This is a genomic window from Isoptericola halotolerans (assembly GCF_013149785.1).
Taxonomy (GTDB): Bacteria; Actinomycetota; Actinomycetes; order Actinomycetales; family Cellulomonadaceae; genus Isoptericola; species Isoptericola halotolerans.
This window is the reverse complement of the sequence record NZ_JABEZU010000002.1, coordinates 1-22222: the sequence shown is the minus strand read 5'-3', so window position 1 is coordinate 22222 and position 22222 is coordinate 1. Positions and strand designations below refer to the sequence as shown.

General features: G+C 72.6%; 13 protein-coding genes, 1 rRNA gene and 1 riboswitch. Of the genes, 4 read left to right on the top strand and 10 right to left on the bottom strand.

Annotation, left to right across the window (positions count from 1 at the left end; translation table 11 throughout):
- Window positions 1-17 precede the first annotated feature (17 nt).
- On the top strand, window positions 18-1727 hold the full coding sequence (gene pgi, locus HDG69_RS07840; RefSeq protein ID WP_171783256.1) for a glucose-6-phosphate isomerase: 1710 nt from the start codon (window positions 18-20) through the stop codon (window positions 1725-1727).
- Window positions 1728-1738: 11 nt separating this feature from the next.
- Entirely contained in the window at window positions 1739-2854 is a 1116-nt protein-coding gene (locus HDG69_RS07835; RefSeq protein WP_171783255.1) for a PrsW family intramembrane metalloprotease, read from the top strand.
- A 63-nt stretch (window positions 2855-2917) separates the two neighbouring features.
- On the opposite strand, the gene HDG69_RS07830 is transcribed toward HDG69_RS07835, so the two are convergent.
- The 3 genes from HDG69_RS07830 to HDG69_RS19540 form a co-directional block, all read right to left on the bottom strand.
- Complete coding sequence (locus HDG69_RS07830) at window positions 2918-9214, bottom strand: DUF7507 domain-containing protein (protein ID WP_171783254.1); 6297 nt, start codon at window positions 9212-9214, stop codon at window positions 2918-2920.
- Between the two features lie 275 nt (window positions 9215-9489).
- Complete coding sequence (locus HDG69_RS07825; protein ID WP_171783253.1) at window positions 9490-10743, bottom strand: MFS transporter; 1254 nt, start codon at window positions 10741-10743, stop codon at window positions 9490-9492.
- Window positions 10740-13208, bottom strand: coding sequence for a LuxR C-terminal-related transcriptional regulator (locus HDG69_RS19540; RefSeq protein ID WP_171783252.1), 2469 nt, complete (start codon window positions 13206-13208; stop codon window positions 10740-10742). Before HDG69_RS19540 ends, HDG69_RS07825 begins: the two co-directional genes overlap by 4 nt.
- Window positions 13209-13422: 214 nt before the next feature.
- Between HDG69_RS19540 and HDG69_RS18950 the strand changes: the two genes are divergently transcribed.
- The gene (locus tag HDG69_RS18950; RefSeq protein WP_171783251.1) at window positions 13423-15030 is read left to right on the top strand and encodes a LuxR C-terminal-related transcriptional regulator; all 1608 of its coding nucleotides are present in this window, start codon (window positions 13423-13425) and stop codon (window positions 15028-15030) included.
- Between the two features lie 25 nt (window positions 15031-15055).
- Here HDG69_RS18950 and HDG69_RS07810 read toward each other — a convergent pair whose 3' ends face one another.
- From HDG69_RS07810 to HDG69_RS07800, 3 genes are all read right to left on the bottom strand, one after another.
- The gene (locus HDG69_RS07810; protein ID WP_171783250.1) at window positions 15056-16063 is read right to left on the bottom strand and encodes an ABC transporter ATP-binding protein; all 1008 of its coding nucleotides are present in this window, start codon (window positions 16061-16063) and stop codon (window positions 15056-15058) included.
- Entirely contained in the window at window positions 16063-17763 is a 1701-nt protein-coding gene (locus HDG69_RS07805; RefSeq protein ID WP_343036337.1) for an ABC transporter permease, read from the bottom strand. Before HDG69_RS07805 ends, HDG69_RS07810 begins: the two co-directional genes overlap by 1 nt.
- A 266-nt stretch (window positions 17764-18029) precedes the next feature.
- Window positions 18030-19121, bottom strand: coding sequence for a thiamine ABC transporter substrate-binding protein (locus tag HDG69_RS07800; RefSeq protein WP_171783249.1), 1092 nt, complete (start codon window positions 19119-19121; stop codon window positions 18030-18032).
- Window positions 19122-19176: 55 nt separating this feature from the next.
- A riboswitch (TPP riboswitch) is annotated at window positions 19177-19281 on the bottom strand.
- Between the two features lie 84 nt (window positions 19282-19365).
- Between HDG69_RS07800 and HDG69_RS07795 the strand changes: the two genes are divergently transcribed.
- Window positions 19366-19656 carry a DUF4235 domain-containing protein gene (locus tag HDG69_RS07795; protein WP_343036336.1) on the top strand — a complete coding sequence of 97 codons (291 nt, stop codon included), beginning with the start codon at window positions 19366-19368 and terminating at the stop codon, window positions 19654-19656.
- A gap of 29 nt (window positions 19657-19685) precedes the next feature.
- Here HDG69_RS07795 and HDG69_RS07790 read toward each other — a convergent pair whose 3' ends face one another.
- From HDG69_RS07790 to rrf, 4 genes are all read right to left on the bottom strand, one after another.
- The gene (locus HDG69_RS07790) at window positions 19686-20414 is read right to left on the bottom strand and encodes a PAS domain-containing protein (RefSeq protein WP_171783248.1); all 729 of its coding nucleotides are present in this window, start codon (window positions 20412-20414) and stop codon (window positions 19686-19688) included.
- A 90-nt stretch (window positions 20415-20504) separates the two neighbouring features.
- Window positions 20505-21422: a TSUP family transporter gene (locus HDG69_RS07785; protein ID WP_171783247.1), complete on the bottom strand. Its 918-nt coding sequence runs from the start codon at window positions 21420-21422 to the stop codon at window positions 20505-20507.
- A 94-nt stretch (window positions 21423-21516) separates the two neighbouring features.
- On the bottom strand, window positions 21517-21975 hold the full coding sequence (locus HDG69_RS07780; protein ID WP_171783246.1) for an Rrf2 family transcriptional regulator: 459 nt from the start codon (window positions 21973-21975) through the stop codon (window positions 21517-21519).
- A 162-nt stretch (window positions 21976-22137) separates the two neighbouring features.
- Window positions 22138-22222, bottom strand: a 5S ribosomal RNA gene (rrf, locus tag HDG69_RS19675); the annotation flags it as partial.

Below are 22222 nucleotides of genomic sequence, written 5' to 3'. Positions count from 1 at the left end.
TCACTACCGTAGGGTCCATGACGACCTCTCCTGTCGACGCCACCACCACGTCCGCCTGGGCCGGCCTCCAGCGGCACCGCGACGAGCTCCGGGCCGACCTGCGGGGCTGGTTCGCCGCCGACCCGGGGCGCGCCGAGCGGCACAGCCACGCCGCCGGCGACCTGTTCGTCGACCTGTCGAAGAACCTCGCGACCGACGAGACCTACGACCTCCTCGTCTCCCTGGCCCGCGAGGTGCGGCTGCCCGAGCGTGTGGAGGCCATGTTCACCGGCGAGCGCATCAACGTCACCGAGGACCGCGCCGTCCTGCACACGGCGCTGCGTCGCGCGCCCGGCACGCAGCCGCCGCTCGTCGTCGACGGCCAGGACGTCGACGCCGACGTCGCCCGCGAGCTCGACCGGCTCAGCGCCTTCGCGGACAAGGTGCGGTCCGGCGAGTGGACCGGCGTCACCGGCAAGCCCGTCACCACGATCGTGAACATCGGCATCGGAGGCTCCGACCTCGGCCCGGTGATGGTCTACGAGGCGCTCGCGCCCTACCTCCGGGACGGGCTGGAAGCCCGGTTCGTCTCCAACATCGACCCCACGGACGTCGCGCAGACCACCGCCGGCCTGGACCCGGAGACGACGCTGTTCATCGTCGCCTCCAAGACCTTCGGCACGCTCGAGACCCTGACCAACGCCCGGCTCGCCCGCGCCTGGCTCTGGGACGCCCTGGTCGCCGCCGGGGCCATCGAGGACACCGACTCCGCGCGGCAGGCCGCCGTCGGGCAGCACTTCGTCGCGGTCTCCACCGCGCTCGACAAGGTCGCCGCGTTCGGGATCGACCCGGACAACGCCTTCGGGTTCTGGGACTGGGTCGGCGGCCGCTACTCGGTGGACTCCGCGATCGGCCTGTCCCTGGCGATCGCGTTCGGCCCCGAACGGTTCCGCGAGCTGCTCGCCGGGTTCCGCACGATGGACGAGCACTTCCGCACCGCGCCGCTCGAGCAGAACGTGCCCGTGCTGATGGGCCTGCTCAACGTCTGGTACACCAACTTCCACGACGCGCACACGCACGCCGTGCTGCCCTACGCCCAGCAGCTGCACCGCTTCCCGGCCTACCTGCAGCAGCTCACCATGGAGTCGAACGGCAAGTCCGTGCGCTGGGACGGCTCGGACGTGACCACCCAGACCGGTGAGGTCTTCTGGGGCGAGCCGGGCACCAACGGCCAGCACGCGTTCTACCAGCTCATCCACCAGGGCACCCGGACGATCCCGGCGGACTTCCTCGCCTTCGCGACGCCGGCCTACCCGCTCACCGACCACGATGGTGATGGCAAGGCGGTGCAGCCCGGTGCCGACGTCCACGAGCTGTTCCTGGCGAACTTCTTCGCCCAGACCAAGGCGCTCGCGTTCGGCAAGACGGCCGACGAGGTCCGCGCCGAGGGCACCGACGAGTCGATCGTCCCCGCCCGCGTCTTCTCCGGGAACCGACCGACGACCTCCGTCATCGCCCCGGCCCTCACCCCGTCCGTGCTGGGCCAGCTGATCGCCCTGTACGAGCACATCACGTTCGTCCAGGGTGTCGTGTGGGGCATCGACTCGTTCGACCAGTGGGGGGTGGAGCTCGGCAAGAAGCTCGCCCTGGAGATCGCCCCGGCCGTGTCGGGCGACGACGCCACCCTCGACGCACAGGACTCCTCGACCCGGGCGCTCATCGCGTACTACCGGTCGCACCGGTCCTGACCCGCGGCCCCATGCCTCCACTCGATCCGCGGGCGGTCCTGGCCGGCCGCCCGACAGCGCGCCCGTCGGTGGGCACGATCATCACGATCGCCGTGTCCTCGGTGTGCCTGGTCGTGGCGCTGAGGATCATGCTGCACGACGGCGCGACGGGCGTCGGCGCGGCCGTCGTCCTCGCGGTCGCCCCGCTGCCCCTGCTGCTCGCCGGCATCCTGGCCCTGGACCGTCTGGAGCCGGAACCACCCGACGCGCTCGTCGCCGCGTTCGGGTGGGGAGCGGGCGTCGCGGTGCTGATCGCCATGCTGCTCAACACCGCGGGCCTGGACCTGGTGTGGGGGCCGATGCTGGGCGCCGAGCTCGGCATGTACGCCACCGCGGCGATCACCGCACCGGTGGTGGAGGAGGTGCTCAAGGGTGCCGTGCTGGTGGGCCTGCTGTGGTTCCGCCGCAACGAGCTCAACGGCCCCACCGACGGGATCATCTACGGGTCGATGGTGGCCCTCGGCTTCGCCGTCGTGGAGAACATCAGCTACTACACCTTCGCCCCGCCGGGCACGCTGGCACTGACCTTCACGGTGCGGGGCATCGCCTCGCCGCTCCTGCACCCGCTGTGCACGGCCCTGACCGGGATCGGGGTCGCGGCGGCCGCCCTGCGCCCGGCCGGCCGGAGCCGGGTCGCGCCGGTCCTGGGCGGCCTCCTCGGCGCGATCGCGCTGCACTCGCTGTGGAACGCGTCGTCGGCGTTCGGGCTGTTCGGTCTGGGCGTGGCGTACCTCGTCGGCGTCGGAGTGCTCGTCGCCCTGGGCATCGTGCTGCACCGCGACCGGAAGCGGATCGTCGGACTCATCCGGACCCACCTGCCGCAGTACCAGGAGACCGGCGTGGTGACGCCGCCCGACGTCTGGATGCTGTCGTCCCTGCACCGCCGCCAGCAGGCCCGGGCACACGTCCGATCGACCCGCGGACGTGGCCCGGCCCGGGCGCTGGCGGACTACCAGCAGGCGGCCACGGAGCTCGCCATGCTGCACCGGCGTCGAGCCCTCGGCCTGGTGCCCGACACCGAGTTCGTGGCGCGCCGCGACCCGCTGCTGCTGCTCATGCACCACGCCCGGCACGCGTTCACACGCTGAGGCCGGCCCCGGACGCAGTGCTGCCCTCCCACCGCGCGCCGGTGGGAGGGCAGTACCGGCCGATCAGCCCGCCGCGTTCCGGCGGGCCGCGCGCACCCCGTAGGCCCCTGCGAGGGTCAGGAGCACGGCCAGGGCGAGGATGCCGGCGATCGTGGCGCCGGTGCGGGGCAGCGACCCGATCGGGGTGTTGATCGTGTCCGGTCCCTCCTTGCCCGTCTCACCCGGCGGGGTCGACCCCGGTGGGTTGTCCCCGGGCGGGGTGGCGCATGCCTCGGCGGTGCCGGTCAGGTCGTTGTGACCGATCCCCGCGACGTTGACGAAGCCGCCCGGCTCACCGGACCCCGGCTCGGGGCAGGTGAAGGTCGAGGCGTCCGCCGCGGACTCGTCCAGCGTCGCGGTGACCTGCACCCGGTAGGTGTGACCACCACCGGCCCGCAGGGGCACGTCGGTGGAGATCACGGTCGACTCGGAACCCTCGGCCCCCAGACCCGTCCACGACGGTGAGACCTCAGCAGCGTCCGGAGCGTCCGTCACCGTCGCCGAGGTCACCTCGATCCCGGCACCGAACCGCAGCCGGTCGGTCAAGGTGTAGACCCCCCGGGCGGCACCGTCGTTGATCGCGACGATGTCGTAGGTGATGGTCCACACCCCGTCGTCCACGCCCGGCTCACCGACGACCGACTTGGTGATGTCGATCGAGGGCAGCTCCGCGCAGTCGGTGTCAGTGACCTGGTTGCCGTTCTCGTCGGTCAGGGTCGCCGCGTTGTTGAGCCCCTGGGAGACCAGGTTCGACCCGGTGGGTTCGGTGCAGGCCGGCGAACCGGTCCCGTCCGCACCCACGTCCGAGCTGTCGAACGTCAGCGGCACGTCCGCGACCACCGTGACCGTGTAGACGTGCGGGGCGTACCCGTCGTCGTCCAGCCCGGCGATCGACACGTCCGTGGCGATGCGCTGCTGGCCGGCGCCGTCGAACCCGCCGTCGAGGGTCACACCCTCGGGGCCGGTCACCGAGACGGAGTCCACCGTGATCACCGGAGCGAAGAGGAGCTCGTCGTCCAGGTCGTACGTCGTGGCCTCACGACCGACGTTGCCCACCGTCAGGTCGTAGACGACCTCCCACTGCCCGTCACCCACAGGCTCCGCAGAGACCAACGCCTTGTCCAGCGTCGGCTTGCCCGAACGCACGCACTCGGCGTCGGAGCCTTCGATGCCGTTCCAGGTGACGTCCGCGACGTTGACCAGCGCCCCGTCGACGGCGTCGCCGCCACTGGTGCACTCGTCGGTGTCCGGCAGGACGACGTCGGACAGGTCCGCCGCATACCGCACCGTCACCGTGTAGGTGTGCACCACCGACGCACCGGTCGCGCCCGCGATCGGCTGATCGGTCACGATCAGCGTGTCCTCGATCCCGTCGAACCCGCCGTTGATCCCGACCGAGTCCTCGACGTCGGTGGTCACGTCCTGGATGCCGACGACGGAGATGCCCGTGCCCCACGCGAGGCTGTCGGTCAGGTCGTAGTCACCGGCACCCGGACCACGGTTGGTCACGACGAGCTCGTACGTCACGTCGTACTGACCGTCGACGCCGTCGACCGGGCTCACCGCACCCGAGATCGACTTGGTGACGTCGACAAGCGGCGGTTCGGTGCACGCGTCGTCAGTCTGCGGCTCGCCGTTGTGGACCAGCGCCGCAGTGTTGGCGAAGCCACCCGGCTCCCCCGACCCCGGCTCAGGGCACTCCAGCGTCTCCGGTGTGACCACCTCGAGGTCCAACGAGGCCACGACCTCGACCTGGAACGTGTGCGACGCACCAGCATCGAGCATCTGACCAGTGACGATCACGTTCTCCGCCGAGCCGGTGGTGCCCTGCCCGGTCCATCCGGTGTTCGGCGTCACCCCTGCGGGTGCCGAGACGATAGCGGACTCGACCACGTCGATGCCCTCGCCGTACCGCAGCTCGTCGGACAGGTCGTAGTCACCCGCAGCCTGACCCACGTTCGACGCGGTCACGTCGTACGTGATCGTCCAGGTACCGTCGCCGTTGGCCACCGGGCTGTCCTCGGACAGCTCCTTGTCCATGATGATCAGCGGCACGCTCGGGCACACGTCGTCGAGCGCGACGATGCCGTTGCTGGTCAGGCTGGTCGAGTTCGCCAGACCACCGGCCTCACCACTGCCCGGCGGCGGGCACTCCAGCACGGACGGGTCGATCGTGGCCTCGTCCATCTGGACAGTGACCTCGACCTGGTAGGTGTGGGTCCCACCCACCGGCATGGTCACCTCGGCGGCGACCAGGTTCTCCGGGTCGGATTCCTCGGCCCCCAGACCCGTCCACCCCGGGTTGGTCTCGACCCCGTCCGGCGCCGTGATCACCCCGGCCTCGACGATCTCGATGCCCTCACCGAAGTGCAGCCGGTCGGTCACGTCGTAGTCCGCCGGGTCGCCACCCACGTGCTCGGCGACGATGTCGTAGACCACCGTCCAGGTCCCGTCGCCGTTCGGCGTCGGGCCGGCACCGACCGTCTTGTCCACGAGCACCACGCCCACGCCGACGCAGGCGCTAGCGTCGTCGGTCAGGTCGTTGTGCTCGATCTCCGCGGTGTTCGACAGGCCACCCGGACCGCCCTCGCCGAGAGCGGAGCACGGCGTGATCACCGGTTGCCCCTCGGTACCCTCGACCAGACCGACCACGACCTCCACCTGGTACGTGTGGCTCTCGCCCGCAGGCAGGCTGACGTCCGAGGCGATGACGTTCTGCGCGTCACCCTCGGCACCCAGACCCGTCCACGATGCGTTCGGCGTCACACCGTCCGGCGCCGAGACCACCGCGCCCGAGACGACCTCGAGGTCACCGTCGGCGGTCATGCGGTCCGTCACCTCGTAGGTGCCGTCGACGGCGCCCCCGTTGGTGGCGACGACGTCGTAGGTCACCGTCCAGGTCGCGTCACCGTTCGGGGTCGGGCCCGCGGACACGGTCTTGTCGACGTCGATCGACGGGACCCGTGCGCACGCCTGGTCGGGTTCCACCTCGCCGTTGCTCTTGGTCAGCTCCGAGGTGTTGTTGAACCCCTGCTCGGCGTCGCCCTCGGCCGGGCAGTCCGTCGAGTCCGGGTCCGCACCCGCGCCCTCGAGCTGCAGCGGCACGTCCGCGATCACGGTCAGCACGTACTCGTGCGGGGCGTACCCGTCGTCGTCGTTGCCGGCCAGCGGCACGTCCGACGCGATCAGCACGTCGTCCTGACCGTCCCAGGCCGGGTCGGCCAACGTCACGCCGTCCGGAGAACCGGTCACCTCGGCCGAGACGATCGTGGCCTGGTCGGTGAACCGCAGCGTGTCGTCCAGCGAGTACGACGTCGACGCCGTCGAGGTGTTGGACACCTCGATGCCGTAGACGACCTCCCACTGCCCGTCACCGATCGGCGTGGCCGAGACCAGCTCCTTGGCGTGGGTCGGGTCGCCGTCCACCTCGAACCCGGCCGGGTCGCAGTTGATCGACGGCGGGACCTGCGAGTCCTCGGGGACGTCCGCCGCCGCGCACGCCGTGTTCACCACGCCGTCGCCCACGGACTCGTCCGCCACGATCTCGAACTCGTGGACCTCCTCCTCGCCCGGGGCCAGCTCGTCGATCGTGAACGACCCCAGCTCGGGCTGCAGGTCGTCCGAGACCTCGATACCCGTCAGCGTCCCCTGACCGGTGTTCTCCACCACGATCCGGTACCGGATCGTGTCGCCGACCTTGAACGACGGGTAGTCCTCGACGGTGTTCGCGTCACGCCACTCCCCGTCGAGGTCCTGCACGTACTTCTTCAGCGACGCCGAGTAGTAGTTCGCCACCGTGATCGGCGCGGACGTGCGCATCACCAGCTCGGTGTGGCCGTCCCGCGCCTGAGCGCGGTTGACCAGCACGTCCCCGCCCTCCACACCGTCCGTGGCCACGTTCAGCGTGAACTGCTGCGTCGCGCCCGGAGCGAGCTCCGGCCCGATGACGCGCACCGCGGTCGCGTCGGTGGTGAACGTCGTCGACCACCCGACCGTGTTGCCCGCCACGTCGCCCGCGGCACCGTTGGAGGCGTCCGCCGGGTCGTCGCTGAGCGTCGCCGGGTCGGCCGTCGTGTAGTAGACGGTGGCGCCGCCCACGGCGTCCACTCCCGTCAGCGCGTAGGAGCCCGCGAAGTCGGTGCCGCGCTCGTCACCGTTGAACGGCAGGATGTCGATCGTGTCGGTGTAGTCCTGCGCCAGCGGGTCGAAGGACCGCAGCGTCACCGTCCACGAGCCCTCACCCACACCGTCGCCGTCGGGGTTCGGGATGAACGGCGTGTCCGCCGACTTCCCGATCGTCGTGTACCCGGCGGTCGACACCGTCACCTGTGCCGTGGCAGCCAGCGACGTGGCTCCTTCGGCGGAAGCCGTGACACTGTTCGTCAGCGTCTGCCCGGGGTCGACCGAGGAGTCGGCGACGGCCTGGTAGGTGAGCGGGACCTGGGTGTTCGTGAGTACTCCGTCGAGGACCCACGTCAGGACCTCATGCCCTTCGTCGTCGGTGGACACCACCGGCGCCGGCGATGCCGACCCGGGAACGTAGGTCATCCCCGCCGGCAAGGTGTCGACGAGCTCGAAGCCGTCGACGGTCTCCTCCACCGGCCCGGTACCGTTCGCCGAGTAGGTCAGGGTGAAGCTCGCGGGCTCGCCCGGCTGGACGACAGCCCGGTCGACGGTCTTGCTCACCGCCGGGGTGATCCCGACGATGCGTACGATGTCGCGGCCGTTGGCCGTGAAGGGGTAGCGGGCGTCCGGGGTGAGGAGCGAGCCGCCGGCATCGTCCGGGGTCGTGCCCCGGTTCACGTTCACCCACGTCCCGTTGCGGGCGACCTCGCCGAACATCCAGATGTCCTGGCCGACGGCGACGTCGTCGTTGACCGTCTGGCGGACGGTCAGGGGGGCGTTCTGTGCCCCCTGGATCGCGGAGAACGGGTAGGTCACGCGCACCGCCTTGACCGCGGACGGGTCGGCCGGCTCGACAGTGGTCCAGCCACCGGGATCGTTCGCGCACCGGAAGGCGTTCGGGTCGTACGACGCGCTGTCCGGATCAAGCGTGGCTGCTCCGCCGACGTACCACTCCATGGTCGAGTCGACCGGATCACCGGCCCACCCGTACCGGTGCTCGGCGAACTCGTAGCTCACGTAGCGGGTGTCGAGCACTGCGCACTGGGAGAACGTGTCCGTCGCGGGGTAGGAACCTTGCCCATAGGAGACGTTCGTCACGGACTGGACCTCTGCCCCCGGAGCGACGCGGAACTGGTCGCTCCACCAGCTGGGTACCGGGTATCCGGTCGATTCGGGCTGCCAGGCGCTGCTCCAGGCGCCGGTCGTCCATGTCTTCGACGACGTGTTGTTGGCCGGGTCGTCCGTGCTCTCCGCTCCGCCCGGCGACGTGTACGTCGGCGCAGTCGACGACAGTGCCAACGTGTCGTTCTGCGTGCCGTCGACACGGAAGGTCACGCTGCCGCTGGCGATCGCGTCCCGATCCGTGGGCAGCGCCAGCCCGACCGAGTCGAGCGACGGGACCTGCAGGCGCGAGTAGTCGATCCCGGAGAGTGTCAGCAGGAAGCTGCCCGGCGTTCCTGTCTCAGTGAGGGTGCACGAGTCGACGAAGGAGGTCAGCTGCTCGTCGGGGTGGTCCCCACCGGACCACGGGTGCCCGGACGCGCGACCCTCCGTGAACGCCGAGCAGGCGTCCGGCGCGACCGCCACCGCGGCGCCCGAGCCCGCAGCCACGTCGAGCGTGTACGACACCGTGTCCGGGCCGGGGTCGCTGCCCGCACCGAGGAAGAGCGTCCACTGGAAGGCGACGTCGACACTCGACGCTTCCCTGGTCACACCGGTGACCGAGGACTGCCAGGCGATGTCCATCAGGAACGGGTTCTCGATCGTGATCGGAGGAAGCTCCACCGCCTGCCCGTCGATCTCCCCCGAGGCCTCGAGCTGGCTGCCCGTCTCGCCGTCCGCGACGATCGCGGTCTGCAGCACGTACGCCGTGCCCTGGTCCTGGGTGCCGATGTTGCACACCAGGGTCCGCCCGTCCTCGGAGATCTCCGAGACCGGGTCGACCCCCTCCGTGAGACAGGCGTCGGGCAGCTCGCTGAAGAACCCGTTGTCGAGCGTCAGCGTGAAGTTCACGTCGTCGACCGGGTCGTTCGACGGGGCAGGAGCGTCGTCGTTGACGTTCACCCGCCACTCCGCGTTGACCACGTCGCCCGAAGCCACGGTGTCCGGCGTGTCGTCGGCCCAGCGTGCGGTGATCTCGTACACGGGATCTGCCGCGACCGGTGCCGCGAGGCCCACGAGACCAGCGCCAACCATGACGAGCGCCGTTCCCGCGCCCGCGGCCCGGCGCCAGACCGAGGGGCGCAGGGCCGGACGGTGTCGAGCACTCGGCGGCGCGGAGCCCTCGTGACGTCCTGCGCTGTCACCACCTGGTCGGTCCATCCTCATGGTTCCCCCTCTGGCTACGGCCGCACGCCCGTCGCGTGCATCACCAGTCATGAGACCGGGGCGGCTCGGACCGTGCGCGGCGAACCCGAGAATTTGGTGCACCACTTCATGCACTGCGAGTGACTTTTCACCCGCTCGCTCTGCTATGGGCGCTCGACGACGTCGCGCGTCCCGGCCCGCGGACGGAGCGTCACGACCGCCGCCGCGGCCGCCAGGACCGCGACGGTGGCGAAGAGCCCGCCGTAGCCACCGGTGAGCCGGAAGACGGCGTACCCGAGCAACGGTGCGAACGCCTGCGGCAGCGTCGTGGCCGCGCCCAGGAGCCCCAGGTCGTGCCCGGCGTCCCGCAGCGACGGCATGCGGTCGACGAGGTCCGCGAGCTGCACGGTGAAGAAGGTCCCGGTAGCGATCCCCGCGAGCGCCGCGTAGGCGACGACGGCGCCCGTATCGGTCGACAGCGCCGGGAGCAGGGCGGCGACGCACAGCAGCAGGCATCCGGCAACGAGGAAGGGGCGGCGTGACCCGACGGCGTCGGACCACCGGCCCGCGACCACCGCACCCGTCGTCGCGGCCACGAGGTGGATCACCACGAGGAGGCCGGAGAGCCTCGCCGCCTCCGGCATGGTCAGACCGGTCCGGTCGACCAGCACGTAGAGCTGGTAGGCGACGACCATCTGGGTGCCGCCGACCAGGAGGCACCGCGACAGCAGGGCGCTGCGGAGGGTGGGCCGAGCGAGTGCCCGGCGCAGCGCGGACCACCGGGGGGCGTCCGGCAGCCGATCGGGCGGCTGGGTCCAGGTGGCCGGGCGCGCACGCCGCGCCGCGGCGAGGAAGGCCCAGGCGCCGCCCGCGGCGACAGCACCGGCCACCACCGCCGCAGCCGTGGGGTCGCCGACCAGTCGCCCGGCGAGCACCGCGCCGACGGCGCTGCCCAGCCCGGTCCCCAGAGCGAGCGCGGCGGACCCGGTGCCGCGACGGTGCCGCGGGACGTCGTCGGCGACCGCGGCGGCCATCGCGGCGTCGACCATGTTGAGCGTCACCTGCCCGACCACCCACAGGAGGCCGAGGGCGAGGACCGTCGTCGCGCTCGGCATCAGCGCCACCGCGATCCCCCCGAGAGTGCCGCCCGCCGCGGCCCAGGGGGCGCGCCGGCCCCAGCGGCTGCGGGTGCGGTCGGACAACGCACCGACCACCGGCAGGGTGAGCGCCGTCAGGGCCGAGGAGGCGAAGGAGACCACGGCGAGCGCCCGCTCCTTGCCGTCGGGGGCGAGGTCGGCGAGCTGGAGGGGCAGCAGCACGGCGACCACCGCCGCGAGCGCCACGTACACCGAGAGCTGGCCGGCGAAGATCCAGCCGAGGGTGCGGCGCACCGATGCCGGGGCAGACGGAGCGGTCACAGCAGTCCGCGGCGCCGTGCGACGACGAGCGCGTCCGCCCGCGACCTGACGCCGAGCTTGCGGTACAGGGTGCGGGTCTGCGACTTGATCGTGTGCAACGTGACGTGCAGCCGTGCCGCGAGCTGGGGGCCACCGAGTCCTTCCGCGAGCCCCTGCAGGACGACCTGCTCACGCTCGGTGAGCTGAACCACGGCTGTGCGCGCGGGCACGATCGCAGGCAGGTCGGGCAGGGCCGCGATCTCCTGGCTCAGGTCTGGGTCGTGAGCGGCGAGGGACACGAGGCGCGCACGATCCTCGGCGGGGACGAACAACCACGGCAGCCTCGTCGTCCCGGGCCGGAACGCGCCCGCCAGCGCGCGCCGAGCGACGTCGTCGTGCCCCCGTCGTGCCGCCGCCGACGCGAGCACGAGCCGCAGGTCCGTCTCGACGAAGCACCCCGCTGGCATCGCCGTCGGCACACCAGCCCTCTCCAGAGCCGTAGCGACGTCGCCCGCAGCGAGGCGCGCCCTGGCGGTGGCGGCTCGTACCGCCGGGTGGTCCGCGTCCAGCCGTCTCAGTCGCAGCATCGCTGCGTCCGGCTGGTCGGTCGCGAGGAGGGCGGTGGCCTCGAGCGCGCCGAGCGTCTGCGGCCAGTACGACGCCGGTCCCTTCCCTCGGCGGTCGTGCGCGCGCGCCAGGGTCACCAGGGCCCCGGTGGCGTTGCCGCGCACGAGGTCGACCGTCGCGTCGACGAGGACGTGCACCGGCCAGAACTCGTTGGTCTCCATCTCGGTGTCGAGGCTGCGCAGCAGCTCGTCCGCGTGGTCGGGCTGCTGGTCCTCCAGGGCGACGACGGCACGGGCCAGCCGGGCCGTCGACGCACGGTAGGGCCCCAGGGAGTGCTCCACTTCGTCGTCGGACGGCAGCTCGGACAGCTCGGCCGCCGCGTCGGCGACACGACCAGCGACCGCCGCGAAAAGCGCCACGCGGGTCCTGCGCAGGGCCGACACGTCGGTGGGGTCGTGATCGTCGACGTCGGTCGCGCGGGCGAGGTCCAGGGCTGCCACCACGTCGCCGTCCGCGAACAACGACGAGGCGAGCTGGATCGAGACGACGGGCCGGACGAGGTCGACGTCCGGCTCCGCACCGCGCTCGGCCGCCTCGAGAGCGGTGACCGCGCGACGCGCGACGGCCGCCGACCGACCGGTCTGGCCGAGCAGCCGTAGCCCGACCGACTCGATCGCCAGCAGCACGGCACGTTCACCGGTCTCCGCCCTGGGCAGGCGCCTCGCGATCGAGGCGATCAGCAGGGCGAGGTACTCGGCGGTGCGTGCCCGCCGCCCCGGCAGCGCGTTGGAGCAGATCGCGGCGGCCAGCGCGAGGTAGGGATGACGCAGGAGCTCACCGCGTGGCACGTCGGCGAGGGCCTGCAAGGTCCGCTCCGGGTCCAGCCGCGCCATCTGCGACCAGTGCACGAGGACGATCCGGCTCGCGGCATCGAAGTCGCGGCGGTGGACCGCGGCCCGCAACCCCTCGAAGTAGTCACCCCGCTGCAGTGCCCAGTCGACGACCTTCTCGAGAAGCTCGGCCTCCCGGAGTGGATCGTCGCGGTGCAACCGCTCGCGCAGCACGTGCCGTGTGACAGGAGTCAGGACGAAGACGTCACGCGCCACCGACCAGGTGCCGATACCCACCTGCTGCGCGGAGTCCGTCGCCGCCAGGGCGTCGGCGCCGACCAGCTGTGGCAGGAGCTCGCGTGGCACCGTGTCGGGCACGGCCAGCGCCTCCCAGGAACGAAGGACCTGTGGACCGTCGGCCAGCGCGGCGGGATCGGCAAGGTCGGAGGCCACCCTGGCCGCGATCTCGAGCATCGTCCGGTCCACCGCGGCGTTCAGACGGACGATCCCGCGCGTCTCGGCGACCAGGAGCGCCCGGACGGTGGCCGCCGTCCCGCCGGTCACACGGAGCACCCGTGCGGTCGCACGGTCGTCGAGCGCGACGCCGGCGAGTGCTGCCATCGCGCGGACCGCCTCCCCGTCGAGCGCCAGCGCGTCCCCCTCGAGCACCTGCACGCCGAGCCGGACCTCCGCCGTGGGCGACTCGAGGGCGGTCACGGCGCGGCACGTCGCCACGACCTGCAGGTCCGGCGCGTGCTCGAGCACGTCCAGGACGTCCTCGTCGGTGCCGGGGTCCTCACGAAGGTCGTAGGAGTCGAGGACGAGGAGGGAGCGGCCCGCGGCCCCAGCGTCGTGCACCGTTCCCACGATCTCGTCGCGCCCCGTGTGGCGCCGCACGCCGACCCAGGTGGCGCGTCCGCCCGACGCCGCATGCGCACGCAGGGCGTTCGCGGCCAGCAGAGACTTGCCCGTGCCGGCCGGTGCACGCACCACGACGAGGGGGTCGGACGCCAGCAGGCGTCGCTCCAGCTCCGGCCGTGGCAGGTGCCACGGCAGGGGTCGCGGTGGCCGATCGTCGTCGTCCGGCACGAGGCGCAGCGGTGGACGATCCCGCTCTGCACGACTTGTCCGTGCGCCCGCACGTGTCTGCCCCTGCGCGCTCCGCCCCCGATGCACCCGATGATGTTATCGACGGGCGGGCACCTCCGCAGGTCACAGCGCCGAAGGGCGTGGACCGATTTCATACCGTGTCTCATCCTCGGCGGCGGCTCGACGCCGCCCGCGCCCGGCTTGACTTGTTCCCATGGACCTGGACGCCCGTTCCCCGATCGACCCCGAGTGCGACGAGCAGGTCCGCACCGCGATCGCAGGCCGGGACCTGGACACGCTCGCGACCCTGTCCGACCGGCTGTGGCACCACCTGCCCGCTGCCTACGCACCCGAGCTGCTCGGTCTGCTGGCCGACCTGCCCGACACCGTGGTCGAGGCTCGCCCACGGCTCCTGCTCGCCGGTCTGGTCGCCCATCAGGTGGAGCACGGGGAGCACACCGCCGCTCTGCCCGTGGTCAAGCAGGCCGTCGTCACGCACGGCAGGCGGTACGCACGCACGGCGCGGAGCTTCCGGGAGCGGGCCGACGTGCTCGCGGCGGGCGTCTGCGCGGTGGTGTCCGCCCGCATGCACGGTGCCCACGCCGAGGCCCAGCGCCTCGCGGAGAAGGTGGCGCGGCACCTCGAGACCGACGCTCCGGCCCCGGGGCCGTGGAACGCGTCCAGGACCTCCACGCGTCCAGGACTGCTCGAGCTCCAGCAGGGCGTGACCGCCGTCCTGGCGGGGACGCCGGAGATCGCCGTCAACCACCTGAGTCGCTCGTACGCTGAGTCCGGCCCTGGCCCGTTCCAGCACTTCGCAGGTGCCGAGGCAGCCGCCGTGCTGGCGATGCTCGCGACATTCCGCGGCCATCCCGACCTGGCGCAGACGTGGTTGCGGCGCCACGAAGAGCTCGGCGAGGTGCCCGGTGCCCTGCGGCCCGCGCTCACCCTGCCGGCGCGAGTCGCCCGGGCACGCACGGCGCTCGACGCCCTGGACCGGGTCGGCGCCGAACGATGGCTGACCGAGGCCGGCGACACGGCGGACGCCGGGGAGCTGTGGCCGTTCCTCGCGGCGGTCCGTGCCGAGCACGCCCGGCTCTTCGGCGACCCGCTCAAGGGGCTGCTCCAGCTCGACGAGGCGTGCTTCGCCCACGGGGCCCGGGCAGACCGCTACGCGCCGGGCGGGCACGTCGTCGTCCGGGCCCGGGCGGACCTCCTCACCCAGGCCGGCGAGGGCTCGCAGGTGCTGCACCTCGCCCAGGCGGTGCCCGCCGACCTGTCCCTGCCGGTGGCGCAGGTCTACCTGCGCGCCGACGACGCGCGCGAGGCCGGCCGCATCGCCGCCCGCGCGATCCGCGACCCGGCGACCTCACCGCGCGACGCCGTCGGGCTCCGGCTCGTGCTCGCCGCCGCGCAGCACCGGCTCGGGGACGCCGACGCCGCCCGGGAGTCGGGTGCCGCCGCACGCCGCCTCGGCACCTCGATGCGGAGCACGCTGGTCTCGGTGCCGCTGGAGGACCGCGTCGCCCTGGCCGACCTCGGCGCGCTCGCGCCCGAGGACACCCTGCCCGACCTCGACGGCAACCACCGTCCGCTGCCGCTGGTCCGTCTCACGCGACGCGAGACCGTCGTCCTGCACGAGCTCGTCGACGGCGGCACGCTGTCCGCCGTCGCCGACCGACTGGGCGTCTCGGTCCACACGGTGCGCAGCCAGAGCAGCAGCCTGTACGCCAAGCTCGGTGCCTCGAGCCGGGCCGACGCGATCGCGCGCGCCGAGCACCTGGGTCTGCTCGCATCCCGCGACCGCTCCGAGGGTGCCTGACTCCTCGACCTCCCGGCCACGCCCCTCAGGCCGGGACGACGGCACAGCCGCGCCGGTCCAGCACCACGGCGACCTTGTCGTCCACCGCCGGCACCGAGCCGTCAGCGAGCGCCACGAGTCGCTGCTCGCCCGCACCGAGGTCGACGTCCACCGTCACCTCGCTGCGACCGCGTCGGAACGTGGTGGCGACGACGACGGCGGGCCATCTCTGTTCGCCACCGTCGTCGATCGCCGCGCCCGGCTCCACCCGCAGACCGGCCGGCCCGACGGCGAGCAGCCCGTCAGGGGCAGGGACGAACGCCTGGTACCCGAGGAACTCGGCGACCGTGCGCGAGGCCGGTGCACGCCACAGCTCCTCCGGCGGCGCAACCTGCAGCAGCCGGCCCGCGGACATCACGGCGACCCGGTCGGCCACGGTGAAGGCCTCGTCGTGGTCGTGAGTGACGAACACCGCAGTGGTCCCCGTGGCGTGCAGCACGGCGCGGATCTCGACGGCGAGCCGTTCGCGCAGCCCCCGGTCCAGGGCGGAGAGCGGCTCGTCGAGGAGCAGCAGCCGGGGCCGCGGTGCCAGGGACCGGGCCAGCGCCACCCGCTGCTTCTCCCCGCCGGACAGCTCGGCCACCGGGCGCGCACCGAACCCGTCCAGCCCGACGAGCGACAGGAGCTCGGTCACCCGCTCGGTGCGCTCGGCCCGCGGGCGGTCGGCCAGCCCGTAGCCCACGTTCCCGGCGACGTCCCGGTGCGGGAACAGCTGCCCGTCCTGGAAGAGCAGCCCGAAGCCGCGCCGGTGCACGGGGACGCCGTCCAGGTCGGACCCGTCGAAGGTGACGGCGCCGCCCGCCACGGGTTCCAGGCCCGCCACGGCCCGCAGCAGCGAGGACTTCCCGCACCCGCTCGGGCCCAGGAGGGCGAGCACCTCCCCGGCGGCGACGTCGAGCGAGACGCCGTCGACCGCCGTCGTGCCGGTCCGTCCGCGCCGCTGCCCGTAGCGCACGACGACGTCGCGCACCTCGAGGCCCCGTGGCCCGCCCATCAGAACTCCCCTCCGACGTCTCCGCGCATCCGTTCCGCCACCATCATGACCGTCGCGGTGAGCACGGCCAGCACCACGGACGCCGCGAGCGCCATCCCGTAGTTCTCCGCCCCCGGCTGCCCGATGAGCCGGAAGATGACCACCGGCAGCGTCGCCGCGTCGGGCCGTGCGAGGAACGACGTCGCGCCGAACTCCCCGAGCGACACCGCGAACGCGAACCCGACGGCCAGCCCCAGCGACCGTGCGGCCAACGACAGGTCCACGCTCGCCAGGACACGTCCGGGCGACGCGCCGAGCACGGCCGCCGCCTCCCGCAGCCGGGGGTCGATCGCACGGAGCACGGGCAGCATGGTGCGGACCACCAGCGGGATCGCCACCACCGCCTGGGCGATCGGCACCAGCAGGCCGGAGGTGCGCAGGTCGACGTCGAAGCCCAGCGGGCGGTCGAGCGTGATGAGGAACCCGAATCCGACGGTCACGGCGGACACCCCGAGCGGCAGCATGAACACCGCGTCCAGCCCGGCGACGGCCCGCCGCAGGCCCGGCGCACGCGGCCGCCGCGAGACCACCAGCACCACGAGCCCTCCGACCACCACGGCGATCAGCGTCGCGGTCGCAGCGATCCGCAGGGAGTTCGCGGTCGCCTCCCACACCGTCACGCTGAGGGCGTTGCGCCCGCCCGTGGTCCCGAGCGCGGCGTAGTTCGCGAACGACCAGCCACCGTCGGGCCCCCGGAACGACCGGGCCACGAGCCCGGCGAGCGGGAAGACCACCAACCCGACGACGACGGCGACGGTCACCGCGGCGGGCACCGCGTCGCGGGCGGTCCGCAGGTCCAGCAGGTGCGCACCGGAACGCTCGGAGGTCAGGTGCAGCGCACGTTCCCGCCGGGTGCGCAGGCGGGCGCTGACCAGCAGCGCCGCGACCACCACGACGAGCTGCAGCACGCTGAGCACCGCGGCGGCGCGCAGGTCGAGGAACTGCGTGGTGCGGATCCAGATCTCCGTCTCGATGGTGCCGTACCGCATCCCGCCGAGCACGAGGACGACGCCGAAGGCCGTCGAGCAGAACAGGAACACCACGGACGCCGCGGAGGCGATCGCCGGTCCCAGCGCGGGCAGCGTCACCGTGCGGAAGGCCCGCCACGGCGTCGCCCCCAGCGCCCGCGCCGCCTGCTCGGCCCGTGGGTCGAGCCGCTCCCACAGCCCGCCCACCGTGCGCACCACCACCGCATAGTTGAAGAAGACCAACGCGACCACGACGCCCGCGAAGCTCTCCTCCCACCCGAGCCAGCCGAGCGGACCGGACGGGGTGAACAGGTTGCGGAACGCGACACCGACGACGACGGTGGGCAGCACGAACGGCACCGTCACCAGCCCGCGCGCCAAGGTACGACCAGGGAACCGACATCTGTACAGCAGGTAGGCACCCGGCAGGCCGAGCAGCACGCTGAGGACCGTGCCCACGCTCGCCTGGGCGAGCGTCTGGCCGACCACCCGCCACGTGCGGGGCTGGCCCAGGACCTCCGCGAAACCGGAGAGGTCGAGCGCGCGCCCGCCCGCGCCGTCGTCGGCGAAGAAGCCCTGGACCACCAGGGCCACCACCGGCCAGGCGAAGAAGACGGCGAGGAAGACCAGCGGCACCGCGACGGCGGCACCCCAGGCAGGCCCTCCCCACCGCGGCCGGGGGCCCCGGCTCACCGAGGCTGGCGTCAGGTGACCCTGCGGCTCCGCTGCGGGCGAGTGGCTCGCTCCGCTGCGCCCCTCACCCTCGCGTCGCCTCCGGCTCACCGAGGCTGGCGTCAGGTGACCCTGCGGCTCCGCTGCGGGCGAGTGGCTCGCTCCGCTGCGCCCCTCACCCTCGCGTCGCCTCCGGCTCACCGAGGCTGGTGTCGGGTGACCCTGCGGCTCCGCTGCGGGCGAGTGGCTCGCTCCGCTGCGCCCCTCACCCTCGCGTCGCCTCCGGCTCACCCGATGACCGTGGCCGTCCACTGCTCGATCCACTCGTCACGGTGCTCGGCGATCTCCGGCGCCGGGACGTCGTACGGCTCGTCGGCCAGCGGGGCGAACTGCTCCCACTCGGCCGGCAGCTCGACGGACTCGTCCGCCGGGTACATGTACATGTTCTCCGGGATGTCGGCCTGGACCTCGGCCGAGGCGAGGAAGTCCACCAGCGCCCGAGCCCCGTCTGGGTTGTCGGTGCCGGCGAGGACACCGGCGTACTCGACCTGGCGGAAGCAGGTGTCCAGCAGCGCCGCCGTCGTCGACTCGCTGCCGTCCTCGGTGACCGTGAAGGCCGGTGACGTGGCGTACGACAGCACGACGGGTCGCTCACCGCCCTCTCCGGCGCCGGAGAAGTCCACGTAGTACGCGTCCGACCAGCCGTCGGTGACCCGCAGGCCGTTGTCGGCGAGCTCGGCCCACCAGTCCTGCCAACCGTCCTCGCCGAAGGCGCTGATCGTGGCCAGGAGGAACGCGAAACCGGGCGACGACGTCGCCGGGTTCGTCACCACCGTCAGGTCCGCGTAGGCCGGGTCGATGAGGTCCTCGAGGCCGGCCGGCGGCTCGAGGTCGGCGTCCTCGAACCACGCCGTGTCGACGTTGAGGCAGACGTCACCCCGGTCGATCGGGGTGAGGCCCTCCAGACCCGGCTCGACCTGGTCCGCCACGGACGGGTCGAGGTCGCCCGGTGCGTAGGGCTCGAACACCCCGGCCTGCGCGGCCCGGGAGGCGAACGTGTTGTCCACCCCGTAGACGACATCGCCCAGCGGGCTGTCCTGCGTGAGGACCAGCTGGTTGACCAGCGTGCCCGCGTCGCCGGCGGCCACGTGCTGCACCTCCAGGCCGGTGTCGGCCTCGAAGGACTCGAGCAGGCCGTCGCTCAGCGCGAAGGAGTCGTGGGTGACCAGCGTGACCGTCCCGGACAGCTCGGCCGACCCCGGCGGCACCGGCGTGTTCCCCTCCTCGCCGGGTGCCTCGCTCCCCGTGCAGGCGGCGAGAGCGGGGACGAGCCCGACGACGGCGAGGGTCGCCAGGGTGCGGCGGGTACGGATGGTCATGCGTCCTCCTCAGACGGATCTGAAGGGGGTCCGTCGTCCGCTGCCACGGTCGACGGGATCGAGAAGCCCGACTTCCTCCACCGGTGCTAGCCGGATCAGGTTCGAGGGTCTGCGGGAATCCGCACTCTCAGCGCTCGCTGGCGCTCCCCTGTCGTTCCCCCCGAGCCTACACACCCCGCGCACGCTACGGTGGTGCAGTCCGTCGGGCGGACGTCCCGACGCCGCCGCCAGTACTGGAGGATCTGTGGAGTCCGAGCTGTCCGAGCTGTCCGAGCCCTCGCTGGGCGTCAAGATCGGCACCGTCGCCGCGACGTTCGCGGCGGGGTGGGTCGCACAGAAGCTCATCAAGATCGTGTGGGAGAAGGCCACCGGCCACGACGCCCCCATCGACCTGGACGCGGACGACATCCCGATCGTGCAGGCGATCACGTTCGCCGCGGTCACCGGGGGGGTCGCCGTGCTCGCGCGCCGTCTGGCCCGCCAGGGGGTCACGAAGGCCGTGGACCGCCGCGCCAGGAGCATCTCGGTCACCTAGGGACGACGGCGCTGCTCCTCGGCAGGCGTTCAGCCCCGACCGCGCTGGCGCCGTCGGGCAAGCTGCGCCTCGTGCCCGTGAGGACGGTCGACGGGGTGCACGGCGCCCAGCGCGGTCGCGAGGCGTTCGTGCGGCTCGACGTCTGACGCCTTCATCGCGGCCACGATCTGTGCGGCCGCCGCCTGGACGGGGATGCCGGCCCGTGCGGCGACCTCACCGAGCTGGTCGCCTGCCTCGTCCTCGGGCAGGCCGTGCACCGCCATGAACGCACCCTTGGCCTGCTCGACGGCCGCGGCGGACACCATGGCCCGGCCGACGGCACGGTGGGACTCGCGGTCCAGCGCTTCGCGGGTGACAGGGCTGACGTCGAGCACGTAGCCCACGACGTGGGTCACCGCGCCGTCGTCGTCGTGCCGTGCCTGCCCTGTCACCACGACGGTGCGCGCCTTCCCGTGCGGGTCGACGATGCGGTGCGCGCTGCTGAACGGGCGCCCTGCTCGCAGCGCGACGACGGCCGTCCGGGACAGGCGCGCCCGGTCGTCCGGGTGGGTCTGCGACCGCACGACGTCCACGGTCGGCTCGATCTCACCCGGCTCCCGGCCGTGCATGCGATACACCTCGTCCGACCACCAGGTGCGACCCGAGGCGATCTCGACCCGGTAGCTGCCCACGACGAGCTGGACGCCGGCAGCGAGGGCCTCCGCCGCGCCGGACAGACCGATGCCCCCGGTGGTGCGGCGCGACGACGACCCGCTCATGACGACTCCCCCGGTTCCCGGGCGACGCCCGGCAGGACTGGTGTGCGGCCCACCGTACTCCCGCCTGCCCGAACTGCCACCGGAACCCGGTCAGGCGACGGGAGCGTTCACGGCCGTCGGGCCGTCCGCCGCGGCGACGGCGGCCCGCTCCCGGCGCAGCGCGCGCACCGAGTAGGCGATGGCCGCGAGCCACACCGTGACCAGCAGGGCGTAGACGACCGCGCTGCCGGTCGCGCCGAGCGAGACCAGGTCGGTGCCGAGCAGGGTGCGCGTGTTGATCAGGACGATGAACCCACCGACCGCGGAGCCGAGCACGCGCGGAGGCACGAGCCGGACGATCCAGGCGGCGATCGGCGCCGCGATCAGGCCGCCGACGAGCAGCGCGCCGGCCCATGCCAGGTTGACGCCGGCGGAGCCCAGCCCGACAAGAAATCCGAGGCTCGCCGCGACCGCGACGAAGAACTCGCTGGTGTCGATCGACCCGATCACCTTGCGCGGCTCGAGTCGACCGCTCGCCAGGATCGCCGGCGTCCCGACCGGGCCCCAGCCCCCGCCCCCCGTGGCGTCCATGAAGCCTGCGACGAGGCCGAGCGGGGTCAGGAACCGCTTGCGCAGCGGCTGGCCGAGCCGGTCGGTCCGCAGCCCGCGGAAGGTGAACCGCACCAGGACGTACAGTCCCAGGCCGAGCAGCAGCACGGACATCAGCGGCCCCGCGACCTCGGTCGAGAGCCAGGAGAGGAATGTCGCACCAGCGAACGCACCGACGGCACCGGGCACACCGATCCTTGCGACCACCCGCCAGTCGACGTTCCCGAAACGCCAGTGCGCGGCGCCGGACGCCAGGGTCGTCCCGATCTCGGCGAGGTGCACCGTGGCCGACGCCGCGGCCGGGTTGGTGCCGATCATCAGCAGGAGCGTCGTGGACGTCACCCCGTAGGCCATGCCGAGACTGCCGTCGACGAGCTGGGCACCCAGCCCGACGAGGGCGAGCAGAACGAGCGTCTTCACGAGAACCTCCGGTGTTGGTCGAGGTGGCCAACATACCCTATCGTTTTAGTCGGATACTAGCCTTCTCGTCGACCGGTCTCAGGCATCCGTCACCTCAGGGGTTCTCCCACGCCTCGTCGTCGGAGACCAACGCTCGGACCTCGTCCGGCACGCTGCCGCCGGCCAGGTCCGCGAGAGTGACCTGCTCCAGCACCGCGCGGACGTTCGCTCGCAGGGCCACCCACACGTGCAGGAGGGACGCAGCCGAGCCCGAGTAGTCGAGATCGGACGGGCGCTGATCCCGGACGTAGACGAGCGGACCGTCCACCGCCCGCACGACGTCGGCCACCGTCACGGCGTCCGCCGCTCGGGCGAGGACGTACCCACCGCCGGCCCCGCGGCGGCTGGCGACGATGCCCTCTCGCCGCAGGTCACGCAGGATGGCCTCGAGGAAGCGATGGGGGACGTCCTGGGCAGAAGCCAGCGCCTCCGCCGAGACCGGCGAGCTGTCCGTCGCCGCGGCGAGCTCGACCGACGCCCGCACCGCATAGTCAGCCTTGGCCGAGATCCTCACCGCTGCTGCCCCGTCTCCTCGCCGTCCTCCACGATCGGGCAGGTCGCCCGGTCCGAAGCATCCTAGTCGTCGCGTCCGGCCATCGCGTCCGAGCGAAGACCTCCACCAAAGCAGTCAGGCCCCCCGCACCGTGTGGTGTGGGGGGCCTGGCTGTGAATGGGTGTCCGGCGGCGTCCTACTCTCCCACCCCGTCTCCAGGGCAGTACCATCGGCGCTGAAGGGCTGAGCTTCCGGGTTCGGTATGGGA

Bases quoted from the DNA above. Each gene is read 5' to 3' on its own strand.
- pgi (WP_171783256.1), top strand. From the start codon at position 18: ATGACGACCTCTCCTGTCGACGCCACCACCACGTCCGCCTGGGCCGGC.
- HDG69_RS07835 (WP_171783255.1), top strand. From the start codon at position 1,739: ATGCCTCCACTCGATCCGCGGGCGGTCCTGGCCGGCCGCCCGACAGCG.
- HDG69_RS07830 (WP_171783254.1), bottom strand. From the start codon at position 9,214: ATGGTTGGCGCTGGTCTCGTGGGCCTCGCGGCACCGGTCGCGGCAGAT.
- HDG69_RS18950 (WP_171783251.1), top strand. From the start codon at position 13,423: ATGGACCTGGACGCCCGTTCCCCGATCGACCCCGAGTGCGACGAGCAG.
- HDG69_RS07810 (WP_171783250.1), bottom strand. From the start codon at position 16,063: ATGGGCGGGCCACGGGGCCTCGAGGTGCGCGACGTCGTCGTGCGCTAC.
- HDG69_RS07800 (WP_171783249.1), bottom strand. From the start codon at position 19,121: ATGACCATCCGTACCCGCCGCACCCTGGCGACCCTCGCCGTCGTCGGG.
- HDG69_RS07790 (WP_171783248.1), bottom strand. From the start codon at position 20,414: ATGAGCGGGTCGTCGTCGCGCCGCACCACCGGGGGCATCGGTCTGTCC.